This is a genomic window from Paenibacillus sp. FSL H7-0735, from assembly GCF_038008505.1.
Classification (GTDB): domain Bacteria; phylum Bacillota; class Bacilli; order Paenibacillales; family Paenibacillaceae; genus Paenibacillus_AQ; species Paenibacillus_AQ odorifer.
The window spans coordinates 3,749,226-3,762,042 of the sequence record NZ_JBBOZH010000001.1; the positions used below are offsets into that span (position 1 = coordinate 3,749,226).

Here is a 12,817-nt window from a genome sequence, read left to right on the forward strand (position 1 = left end):
AATTTGTTTTAAAGGGAGCAGAATCAATATTTATCTAATCTTAAGATTCGGTTTGAAATCCTTGTAGTCGCTATAAAGTGACTCATATATCTGTCTATTCGTTAAAATGAGAGGAATAGGCAATGATTTAATACTATTATGATATCTGTTTTGTGAAAAATTGTTGCATACTAAAATAGTACCCAAACTAATTTAGCTGGATTAACGTGCTGAAAATAATGCAGACTACGTCGAACGTTGAACTTTGACTGAACTTCATGCGAAAGGAAGATCACAGATGCAAATGCGTAAATTAGGAAATAGTGGCTTGGAAGTTTCGGCAATAGGGCTTGGCTGTATGGGAATGGATCATGCCTATGGAAAGCCAGCAGATCGTAATGAAATGGTTAAATTAATTCGCAGAGCAGTTGAACTAGGATGTAATTTCTTTGATACTGCTGCTTTTTATGGACAATCCAATGAGGAATTAGTAGGCGAGGCCCTTGCACCACTAAGAGATCAAGTTGTGATTGCAACTAAATTTGGAATTTTAGGACAAGAAGCTGTAGACGGTCAACCTCAACTTATTTTAAATAGCACACCAGATTCTATTCGTGAACAAATAGAAGATTCATTAAAAAGGTTGAAGGTTAATTGCATTGATTTATATTATCAGCACCGAGTGGATCCGAATGTCGAACCTGAAGCTGTCGCAGAAACAATGAAAGATTTAATAGCTGAAGGGAAGATTAAAACATGGGGAGTCTCAAATGCACCGGTTGATTATATTAAACGAGCATATGCGGTATGCTCTATTTCTGCAACCCAAAATCAATACTCTATGATGTGGCGTGAACCAGAAAAAGAGTTGTTTGAACTATGTGAAGAGTTAGGAATTGCTTTTGTTGCTTACAGCCCATTAGGAAATGGTTTCTTAAGTGGTAAATATACTAAGGAAACCAAATATGATGAAGATGACTATCGAAGTTTCATGGGAAGATTCAAACCTGATGTGATTGATCATAACCAAGTGTTATTAGATTTAATTACTCAAGTTGCAAAAAGTAAAAATTCAACACCGGCTCAAGTCGTATTAGCGTGGGAATTAGCTCAAAAACCATATATCATTCCAATTCCAGGCACTACAAAATTAAACAGATTAGAAGAAAACCTATATGGAGCTGATCTGAAATTAACAAAGGAAGATGTAGATAGACTAAATGAAGCTTTGTCTAAAATGGAAATTGATAGTACACACTTCTAACTAGAGGTGTATCATCAACTAATAGGAGGATTTTTTATGCAAAAAGTTATTTTGAACAATGGTGTTGAAATGCCGATACTTGGTTTTGGAGTTTTTCAAATTCAAGATGAAGCTGAATGTGAACAAGCTGTTTACGATGCGATCATGTCAGGTTATCGACTGATAGATACCGCAGCCTCTTACCTAAACGAAGAAGCGGTGGGAAGAGCCATCAAACGGAGTGGAGTACCAAGAGAGGATCTATTTATTACTACGAAATTATGGGTTCAAGATACCGGATACGAACGTACAAAGGAAGCATTTGAAAAATCCCTTTCAAGATTGCAACTTGATTATTTGGATTTGTATTTAATTCATCAGCCCTTTGGCGACGTGCATGGTTCTTGGCGGGCGCTGGAGGAATTGTACCGTGAAGGAAAAATCAGAGCGATTGGCGTAAGTAACTTCCAGAACGATCGTCTGATTGATTTGATTATTCATAATGAAGTAACGCCTGCCGTTAATCAAGTTGAAACACATCCATTCTGCCAACAAATTGAAAGTGCTGCATTCATGAAAGAAAACAATGTTCAGATCGAATCATGGGGTCCATTTGCTGAAGGTAAAAACAACATGTTCCAGAACGAAGTTTTAGTATCAATAGCTCGAAAATATAATAAATCTGTTGCCCAAGTGGTTTTACGCTGGTTGACGCAAAGAGGAGTTGTTGTGATTCCAAAGTCTGTCCGGAAAGAAAGAATAATTGAAAACTTTAATATCTTTGATTTTGAATTAAATTCAGAGGATATAGAACAAATTGCGCTGTTAGACACAAAAGAGAGTTTGTTCTTTTCACATAGAGATCCTGTAATGGTAAAAGCGTTAAGTACTAGGAAGCTGGATATCTAATTTTTCTTAGGATCTTATTGGTTTTGATAAAAGATGGGTTAACCATAATTAAGGGGTTAACCCATCTTTTATTTATAAGAACACCCTTAGCCTTGTACAGTTCATTCTAATTTGGAGGTTTAAGAATAAAGGCAGCTAAAATTTGTGAATATCGCATTATAATCTTGGTCTTCTCCAGTGGCGTACAAACCAATAAGCACACCTGTGAATCCTCCGGCTATTTCAGAGGATAAATATTTGGTTTGCGCAGCTCCGAGTAAGATCTCAGTACCGTCTACCTGGATATAAAAGTGATAATGCGTTGGACTGCTTTTGACAACTAATGAAGCATGGTTACATTGACCTATATGTTTTGTTTTTTCAATGGATTTGATATCTCCGATATTCAGCCGTTCGATAATCTCATAACCCTCTGGATGTTTACGCAAGGCCAAGTCATAATGGTGATTTTCGTCCATGTAAAGCGTAATTCCGGCTTCACCATTCGTAAGGCTGACTTCGCATGAAATAATCGCGTTAAAGTCTTTTTGACGAATACCAATAAATGTCGGGGTAGCCGGGATATCTAACGTTATTGGAGTTCCTTTAAGCTTTATTTTATCAGCTTCTAACCGATAATTTTCTGTAACCGGGTGACGCAGGTAACACCAGTCCAAATTCCAATCTGTGTTCTCGAACGTATAGACTTCTTTCTCCTGCTGAATGACTGTGTCCGCAATACGATCAGTCTCGAAACTTATTAGAGTGGTACCTTCATGACCTGCTGTAAACCATCCATCCTCGCCAAAGGTAATCGGAGTTAGAAAAACCTCACGCCCCAAATGGTGATAGGTAAGATACTGGCCAGTCTGCCGGAATCCAAGATGTAACAGCCACCAATCCCCCTCATGATCTTGTACCAAATCTCCGTGACCAACACCCTGAAGCTCGTAACCGCCTAAATTTCGATTAGTCAATACGGGGTTATGCGGATAGGCTTCGAATGGGCCAGCAGGAGAATTGCCCCTTGCATAAGTGACCATATGCCCATATTCGGTTCCGCCCTCAGCTGCTAGCAGATAGTATTGTTCATTAATTTTGTATAAATGAGGACTCTCCAAATAACGCCCACCGGATCCTTGCCAGATTGAACGGCTTGGCGACAGCTTCTGCCCAGTTTCAATTTCAATTTCACATTGGACAATACCATTAACTCCGTAATCGTCTGTCCCATTACTCATGAAATACGTTTTGCCGTCTTCAAAATACAAATCCGGATCAATACCGCCTTGATCTACATTAATCGGATCAGACCATTCGCCGTAAATATTGTCAGTCCAGACATAGAAGTTCTGGCGCAAAGTGTCATTAGTGGTCGTCATGTAGAATCGTCCATTATTGTACCGCAGGGTGGGGGCGAATACACCACCGGAGCTGTCCACAGTATCCAGTTGAATCTGGTTTTTTCGGGTTAAGCAATGACCGATTTGGGTCCAATTAATTAAATCTTTGCTTTCAAAAATCGGAACACCGGGAAAATACTGAAAGGAACTGCAGACCAAATAATAAGTGTCTTCAACTTTACATGCGCTGGGATCAGGATAAAACCCTTTGATGACCGGATTATTGTATTTCATTTCTCCACCTCATTAATAAATTCATATAAATAAGAATTCAATATATTTAACTACTAAGAAAATTAAACACTATTGCTTATAGGTTTTCAATGAATCGGGGTTGAAGATATACGTTATATTTATTAAATTAATATATATGTAATTTCAATAAGCACAGGTCAGGTGATTATGATGATGATCAAAGCAAACGGCGAAGCAAAATTCATGGCGTTGTATGAAGCGCTGGCAAGCGAAGTCAGATGGAGGATTATGAGCCTCATTGCAGATAATGAAATGAATGTGAAGGAGATCGCGGCTAAGTTAGAGCTTAGCCCTTCCATAGTTACTATGCATATCCGAAAGCTCGAACAAGCTGGACTTACAGGAAGCCACAGGGTACGCCTAAACGGAGGAACGCACAAAATGTGCTTCCTTAAACAAAAAAGAGTTGAGATCGAACTCCCCACTGCCACTCAAACCCCGAGGATCAGAGAGCAGACCATTTCAGTCGGTCATTATACCTCGTTTGATGTCCATCCTACATGTGGTCTTGGGACACAAGAGAAAGAAATTGGGGTTTGGGACGATCCCCGCTATTTTCTGGATCCCGAGCGGGTCAACGCCGGCATTTTGTGGTTTGGGAGAGGTTACGTAGAGTACAAAACGCCTAACTACTTACTTCCCGGTCAAATGCCCGACGCCATCGAGATTTCAATGGAAATTGCTTCTGAAGCCCCGGGCTTGAGAGATCATTGGCCTTCGGATATTGAGTTCTTTTTTAACGGTGTGAAGCTTGGAACCTGGACCAGTCCGGCAGACTTTGGAAGAGCGGCACGAGGCATATATACTCCGGATTGGTGGCATCGGAATGTAAATCAATACGGGTTATTGAAGACGATCCGCATTGATACTTCGGGCACATTTATTGATGAAGAAAGGATGTCGGACATTACTGTCGCAGATATTTTGCTACGGGAACAGTTCTGGACGCTTCGGTTCGCAGTTGACGAGAAGGCTGTTAATGTTGGTGGTTTGACACTTTATGGGGCTGGATTCGGTAACCATGACCAAGATATTTTAATTCGTGTGTACCTAGGAACGATGACCTAATGAAGCAGGATATTTCAGTTATAGTTGTTTTCTCCATCCAGTTTATCAGCTGGAACTGGTAAACTATCCATATATTGAAGAAGTGGAGAGGAGAGATATTCTGAATTATAACGAGGTTATTAAAATTGCTGATACACACATACTTCCATTAGTGATGGAATTGTACGGATTGGAAGGTTATGAAATCAGGCTTATCAATGCACATGAAGGAGGACGGAATGTTGCATATAACTGTGATAAAGCTGATTCTGAAGCAAAAATAATCAGAATTGCCTTCTTAAGTGACAGAAGCCGAGAAGATATTCTGGGTGAAGTGGAATATATCAGGTATTTGTACGAGCATGGCGGCAGTGTTTCGAATGTGGTCAACTCCCAGAAGGGGAATCTACTGGAAACGATAACCCTTAATAATCATACCTTTTTTGTCTGCTTGTTTGAAAAGGCCAAGGGGGGTATGCTCGTGGAAAATAATTATCAGTATCGGGAAGGCGTTCCTATTACGGAATACTATTATAACTGTGGCAAAGTTCTTGGGAAAATGCATCAATTATCGAAGGGATATACGCCTGTCCATTCTCGGTATGATTTTTTTGATAAATACAATGCCGATTATATAGATAAGCTAATACCTGACTCGTTATCTCTGCTGAAGGAGAAGCTGGTAGATCTCCTTACAACGTTAGAAGGGATGGACAGGGATCACGAGTCTTTTGGGATGGTCCATTTTGATTACTGCGATGGGAATTATATGATCGATTTTAATACAGGGCAAATAACTGTGTTTGATTTCGATAACTCCTGCTTTTGTTGGTATATGTATGACCTGGCAAATCTCTGGACACTTGGAGTGGGCTGGATACAATTTGAACAAGATACTGATAAACGCAAAAAGTTTATGGATGATTATTTTAAAACAGTCCTTGATGGCTACAGATCCGAGACCAGGATCGAAGATTCGATGTTAGGTACATTGCCATTATTTATCCAAGTAACCCTCATGGAAAACATCGTTGATGCATTCGAGGTAATGCGGAACAATGGTGAAGAGCCGGAATGCGATGAAGAGCTGTCATATCGTATAAAATGTCTAGAAGACGATATCCCATATGTAGGATTTTTCCATGAAATTTACTCATGTGATGAACCCTTTGAGTATGAGGAACGAGATATTTAGGATGATGGTGTTTATGATATGCTGCGGATAAATTCATAGTAGACTCAAATAAGCAGGAGTTGGAGTAAAAATGGCTTACGAAAAACCGGAATTGACCATGAGTGAAATTGAAAAAGTACTGTGGAATCATCTTGGACAGGGAGCGGCTGAGATTACACCGATGTCTGGCGGCAATATTAGCAACGTGTTTTCTTTTATTCTCGAAGGAAAAGACTATGTTGTGAAATTCAGCGATTTGGAACGAGCATATGAGACCGAACAATTTGTATCCAATTTGCTACTCGACCAAGGTATCCCTTTCCCGAAATGTTTGGGGTTAGGGAGGACTAATCAGTTAACCTATTTGATCATGGAGCGAATGGAAGGTCGCAATCTTTCCGATTGTACAGCAGAGGAACAAACCCGGCTGATGCCGGAAATTCTCGGCATTTTAACAAGAATGGCCGAAACGGATATTGGGGGAACTAACGGTTATGGTTGGATCGGACCTGACGGCAATGGTTCCTATTCATCTTGGAAAGACTTCGTCATTGCCGTAAATGCGGAAGATCAGACGGGGACATTCTGGGAGAATTGGCATGAACTCTTCCGCACGTCTTGCTTGGAAAGAGACGTATACGAAGAAATCTATAGTCGTTTGATGACCTACGTACCCTATAATGAATCTAATAGAAGCTTTATACACGGAGATTTTCAACAGTGGAATATTTTGTCCAACGGAACACGGATAACCGGCATTATTGATGGTAATTGCATGTATGGCGATTCTCTCATAGACCTTGCGATTCTCGACAAGCATATGCCTTGGTGTGATGTCATTAACACGTATCAAAATTATCAAAAGAAAACTAGAATAGTGACCCCGAATTTTGAGGAGCGGCTAATCGGTGCCTATTATTTTAAGGGACTCGATGGACTTCGATTCTATGCTAAGATGGGCTGGACAGATGCTTATCAGGACACACGGCATTTTCTTTTAAACCTAAAAGCGTAATAACTATACACTTTACCTTATCCTATACATTTACATTTACTAGCCGCATAATTGCGGCTTTTTGTATATAAATATCAAATTTATAGGAGCAAATTCCCCACTGAGATTATTGACCTTAGACTTACGACCTGTAATAATTGCACCTGAACTTGCCATTAATCCACTATCTATAGCTTTGTTCAACTTGATAAAATGTAAGCGCAATCATTTAATCTATCGATTGGAGGAGTATGGCATGAAAAAGATTGGGGCAGGTTTTATATTCTTACTTGTGATGTGCGCAGCCTTATCCACAACTGCGTTCGCGAAACAGCCTTATTCATCCTATTGGTTTCCGGAGCAATTGCTTCAGTGGAGTCCGGCATCCGACCCGGATGCGGCATTTAACCGGAGCACAGTCCCGCTGCAGGACCGTTTTGTAGCAGATGGAGTCAACGCTCATGCAACCAAAGCGCCAAAAGTCATGGCTTTATCAGCACTGAACCCGGGAACAAGCGGAGTTCCATCGCAGGGTTCAAGCAAATTCGAAGCTAACACATTTACCTATTGGCAATATGTTGACAAGCTGGTCTATTGGGGTGGTTCCGCGGGCGAAGGGATCATCGTACCTCCAAGCGCTGATACGATCGACGCGGCCCATAAAAATGGCGTGCCGATTATCGGAACGGTGTTCTTCCCACCAACCGTATATGGCGGGAAGTATGAATGGGTCAAGCAGATGCTTCAGCAGAATAGTGACGGCTCCTTTCCCGCTGCTGACAAGTTGATCCAGGTTGCGAGCCATTACGGATTTGACGGCTGGTTTATTAACCAGGAGACTGAGGGCGGAACGCCGGCCGACGCACAGCAAATGAAAGCTTTCCTAAGTTATCTGGAATCACACAAGTTAAATTCTATGCACATCGTATGGTATGATTCCATGACCAATGAGGGCAGTATCAGTTGGCAAAATGCACTTAACGACAAGAATTCGATGTTCCTGCAAGACAATAAAAAGCAAATAACGGACAGTATGTTTCTGAACTTCTGGTGGAAGGATCTTAAAAGCTCGGCAGAGAAGGCTAGAAGCTTGGGCAGAAGTCCATATGACTTGTATGCAGGCATCGATGTCGAAGCCAAGGGTTACGATACAAAGGTGAACTGGAATCTGTTGTTTCCGGATAAAGATCCTGCCGTTACTTCCCTTGGTATTTACCGTCCGGATTGGGCTTTTAACAGCGCAGAGAGTATGGAAGATTTCTTTGTACGCGAGAACAAATTCTGGGTGGGTCCAAACGGGAATCCGAGTAACACCTCGAGCGATCAAGCCTGGAAAGGTATCGCAAACGATGTGATCGAATCATCACCAGTAAATGAGCTGCCTTTCACCACTAACTTCAACACGGGAAGCGGACAGAAATATTTTGTACGAGGGAAGCAGGTGCGGGATAAGGGCTGGAACAACCGGAGTCTGCAGGATATTCTTCCATCCTGGCGCTGGATCGCAGACAGCAAAGGTACCCCACTTACACCAGTGCTCGACTGGTCCAATGCATATTACGGTGGCAGTTCGCTGAAGGTATCAGGCGTGCTGAACCCTAACAATGCGACACATCTGAAACTCTACAAGACCGACCTTAAGATCGAAGCAAGTACAAAGCTGTCTATTACGTACAAAACACAAAATAAGCCAAGCCTGAAGGTTGGTCTCGCTTTCGCAGACCATCCCAACCAATATGTCTTCCTTAACGTGAAGGATAAGACATCGCCAGACTGGACTACTGAAACATTGAATTTGACCCCATACAAAGGGAAACGGATCGTAGAGTTGTCACTGTATTTTGACTCTAAGGATGCAATTAATAATTACAACATTCAAATTGGCCAGCTCTCTATTCAAAATGCTAATGACTCGATCAAACCATTGCCCGCGGTTCGCGATCTTAAGGTCACTCAATCCGATTTCCGCAATGGTATTTATGGAGACGCCCGATTACAGTGGAAACAGCTTGACCAGCAGGTCAAACAATACGAAATCTATCGTGTACTGCCAGATGGTAGTGAAATGTTCATAGGTGCAACACCAAATCATGTGTTTTACGTTCCTGAGATGCGAAGAATAGACAAAGAAACGATCACAATATTGAAGGTTGTTGCCGTGAATGGAAGATACGAGCAAGGTCAAACCACTAGCGTGAAGATCAGCTGGCCAGCTTATCCTAAGCCGATTGCGGAGTTCAAGGCTGATCGTACCCTAGTGGCTCCAGGCGAGAGCGTTAACTTCACTGATCTGTCGACTGAAGTGACAGAAGGATGGTCATGGACCTTCGAAAGCGGAAGCCCGGCGGTCAGCACATCGAAGAACCCAGTTGTGACGTTCGCTCAGGAAGGCGTTTATAGCGTGACGCTGACTGCAACCAACAGCTCGGGCCAAGACACAATTACGAAAAAAGCACTCATCACAGTGAGCAAGGAAGCTAGCGCAGTGAAAAATCTGGCACTTGGTAAAACTGCAACAGCCGATCATGCCTGCGGGGAAAAGGAAGGGGCACCTAACGCCGTAGATGGTAAAGTGACGGATAACAGTAAATGGTGCGCAATTGGCAATCTGCCCCATTGGCTTCAGGTTGACCTCGGCGCCGAACATCAACTCAGCACTTTTGTCATCAAGCATGCTGAGAGCGGAGGAGAGTGGTCCGGTTTTAATACCAGTGATTATACGATTCAGATCAGCAGCGACGGAACGAACTGGACGGATGTTGTCAACGTCCAAGGAAACTCGGCTGCCGAGTCGACTGATTCAATTGCGTTAGTAAAAGCCCGCTATGTAAAATTATTGATTCTCAAACCTACGCAGGGAGCCGATACAGCAGCGCGGATCTATGAGTTTGAAGTGAAGGGATTATAATATACCCTATTACGACATTCTAATATTAAAGCAAATAAACCGTAGGCCACTTGAGGGGCTGCGGTTTATTTGCTTTAACACTAATGATAGCTGAAATCAAAAAAAGAACCTGATTTATCTCATCAGATTCTTATATATTGCATATGAAAAGACACGATGATATAATCAACTCACGACTGATATCCAAAGGTTAGGCATAATAATTGAATCTTATATATTTATATTATCATGCCGTTAAATTCTTGTCAATTTTTTTCTCAATTTAATAGTTAGGAGCGATAATAAATGCGTTCTTTAGTTCTCGGTTTTCAGGAAGTGGACAATACACAGCTTTTGCTCGTTGGCGGAAAAGGGTTAAATTTAGGGAGATTATCAAAAATAGAAGGAATACAAGTACCAGAAGGATTCTGTATTACAACAGTAGGATATCACCAAGCCCTCGAACAGAACCAAACGTATCATGCTTTGTTGGATCAACTAACTATGCTAAAAGTAGAAGATCGGGATCAAATCGGTGAAATCAGTAGGAAGATTCGGCAAATCATTATGGAAGCAGAAATTCCTTCCGATGTTGTGAAGGCAGTTTCTCACTATCTCACCCAGCTTGGTGATGAACATGCTTATGCAGTGCGTTCTAGTGCCACCGCTGAAGATTTACCACATGCCTCTTTTGCAGGTCAACAAGATACCTATTTAAATATCATCGGCATAGAAGCAATCCTTCAGCATATCAGCAAATGTTGGGCTTCTCTATTTACGGATCGTGCCGTAATCTACCGTATGCAAAATGGATTTGACCACAGTCAAGTTTATTTATCCGTTATCGTTCAAAGGATGGTTTTTCCACAGGCTTCAGGGATTTTATTTACCGCTGATCCGATTACTTCTAACCGGAAACTGCTATCCATCGATGCTAGTTTTGGACTTGGCGAAGCACTGGTCTCTGGCTTGGTATCTGCCGATTGTTATAAAGTACAGCAAGAGAAAATTGTCGATAAGAGAATAGCAACCAAAAAATTGGCTATCTACGGACTAAAAGAAGGCGGAACAGAGACCCGGCAGATCGACCTCGAACAGCAAAAGACTCAAACACTTACTGAACAACAAATTTTACAAATAGCAAGGATAGGCAGACAGATTGAAGCCTATTTTGGTTGCCCACAAGATATCGAATGGTGTTTGGACGAGGATACATTTTATATCGTCCAGAGTCGGCCAATCACGACTTTATTCCCCATCCCTGAAGCGAATGATCAAGAAAACCACGTTTATGTATCTGTTGGTCATCAACAAATGATGACAGATCCCATGAAACCGCTGGGATTGGCTTTTTACCTGTTAACGACTCCTGCACCTATGCGTACAGCTGGCGGAAGATTGTTTGTTGATGTCACATCAAGTCTTGCTTCACCTGGCAGCAGAGAAATGATCATAGAAGCCTTAGGTAAATCTGATCCCCTCATAAAAGACGCACTCATAACCCTCGTAGAGCGAGAAGATTTTATAAAATTTTCGGCAGATAATGAAAAAGCTTCTACTCCGAGTAAAAGCAATACAAGCCTGCCACCTAGTGATTCTCAAGTACAACTCGAAAATGATCCGACAATCGTTTCTGACCTCATTAAGAGCAACCAAGCATCGATAGAAGAGCTGCAACAAAACATTCAAACCAAATCAGGGGCGGAGTTGTTTGATTTTATTCTGGAAGATATGCAGCAATTAAAGAAGATTCTATTCAACCCACAAAGTATGCGTGTGATTATGGCTGCTATGGATGCTTCAGCATGGATCAATGAAAAAATAAATGAGTGGTTAGGTGAAAAAAACGTAGCAGATACGCTTTCTCAATCTGTACAGGGCAATATTACTTCGGAAATGGGTCTGGCGTTACTCAATCTCGCTGATGTGATTCGGCCTTATCCGGAAGTCATTGATTATTTACAGCAGGTTAAAGACGATAATTTCTTAGATGAACTGGTTAGTTTTGAGGGTGGGCAGGAAACCCAAGAGGCTTTCTATGACTATCTCAGCAAATACGGAATGCGATGTACCGGAGAAATCGATCTTACAAGAACTCGTTGGAGCGAAAAACCAACTACACTTGTCCCCATGATTCTTAGTAATATCAAAAACTTTGAACCTAATGCTGGCCATCGGAAATTTGAGCAAGGTCGACAGGAAGCTTTGAAAAAAGAACAAGAGCTATTAGATCGATTGAAGCAATTACCCGATGGTGAACAAAAAGCTAAAGAAACAAAACGAATGATTGATCTCATCCGGAATTTCAGCGGGTTTAGGGAATACCCCAAATACGGTATGGTTAATCGCTACTTCGTTTATAAGCAAGCTTTATTAAAAGAAGCCGAACAACTCGTACAAGCAGGAGTTATTCCTGAAAAAGAAGATATATACTATATAACGTTTGAAGAACTTCGCGAAGTCGTAAGTAGATGCAAACTGGATTACCAGATCATCAGCAAACGAAAAGAAGAGTACAAATTATATGAAAAACTAACTCCACCACGTGTTCTCACGTCTGATGGTGAAATTATTGCGGGTAAGTACAACCGAGAAAACCTCCCAACAGAAGCTATTGTAGGTCTAGCGGTTTCTTCCGGTGTTATAGAGGGACGAGCGCGTGTCATCTTAAACATGGAGGATGCTGATCTAGAAGATGGTGATATATTAGTTACCTTATTTACTGACCCTAGCTGGACTCCATTGTTTGTATCTGTAAAAGGTCTAGTTACTGAAGTTGGTGGACTAATGACCCATGGGGCAGTTATTGCGCGTGAATATGGCTTACCAGCAGTTGTCGGAGTGGAGAATGCTACCAAATTGATAAAAGATGGGCAACGAATTCGTGTGCATGGTACAGAAGGCTATATCGAAATATTGTAATGGTTGAATCACGAATGTAGTTTGA

Annotated in this window: 8 protein-coding genes; 7 read left to right on the plus strand and 1 reads right to left on the minus strand. The window is 41.5% G+C overall.

Annotated features, from left to right (window positions below; translation table 11 throughout):
* Window positions 1–277: 277 nt before the first annotated feature.
* Window positions 278–1,243, plus strand: coding sequence for an aldo/keto reductase (locus NSS82_RS17020; protein WP_076272583.1), 966 nt, complete (start codon window positions 278–280; stop codon window positions 1,241–1,243).
* 36 nt (window positions 1,244–1,279) lie between these two features.
* Complete coding sequence (locus NSS82_RS17025; RefSeq protein WP_036677189.1) at window positions 1,280–2,131, plus strand: aldo/keto reductase; 852 nt, start codon at window positions 1,280–1,282, stop codon at window positions 2,129–2,131.
* 119 nt (window positions 2,132–2,250) lie between these two features.
* Here the strand turns inward: NSS82_RS17025 and NSS82_RS17030 are convergent, their stop codons facing one another.
* The gene (locus NSS82_RS17030; protein ID WP_076272584.1) at window positions 2,251–3,747 is read right to left on the minus strand and encodes a glycoside hydrolase family 43 protein; all 1,497 of its coding nucleotides are present in this window, start codon (window positions 3,745–3,747) and stop codon (window positions 2,251–2,253) included.
* Between the two features lie 174 nt (window positions 3,748–3,921).
* Between NSS82_RS17030 and NSS82_RS17035 the strand changes: the two genes are divergently transcribed.
* From NSS82_RS17035 to ppsA, 5 genes are all read left to right on the plus strand, one after another.
* Entirely contained in the window at window positions 3,922–4,836 is a 915-nt protein-coding gene (locus NSS82_RS17035) for an ArsR/SmtB family transcription factor (protein WP_076099187.1), read from the plus strand.
* A 154-nt stretch (window positions 4,837–4,990) separates the two neighbouring features.
* The gene (locus NSS82_RS17040) at window positions 4,991–6,010 is read left to right on the plus strand and encodes a phosphotransferase enzyme family protein (RefSeq protein WP_178944207.1); all 1,020 of its coding nucleotides are present in this window, start codon (window positions 4,991–4,993) and stop codon (window positions 6,008–6,010) included.
* Window positions 6,011–6,080: 70 nt separating this feature from the next.
* Complete coding sequence (locus NSS82_RS17045; RefSeq protein WP_076272585.1) at window positions 6,081–7,004, plus strand: phosphotransferase family protein; 924 nt, start codon at window positions 6,081–6,083, stop codon at window positions 7,002–7,004.
* A 235-nt stretch (window positions 7,005–7,239) separates the two neighbouring features.
* A complete protein-coding gene (locus tag NSS82_RS17050) occupies window positions 7,240–9,891 on the plus strand; it encodes an endo-beta-N-acetylglucosaminidase (RefSeq protein ID WP_076272586.1) in 2,652 nt (883 codons plus the stop codon).
* 285 nt (window positions 9,892–10,176) lie between these two features.
* Window positions 10,177–12,792, plus strand: coding sequence for a phosphoenolpyruvate synthase (gene ppsA / locus NSS82_RS17055; protein ID WP_076272587.1), 2,616 nt, complete (start codon window positions 10,177–10,179; stop codon window positions 12,790–12,792).
* The last annotated feature ends 25 nt before the right edge of the window (window positions 12,793–12,817 follow it).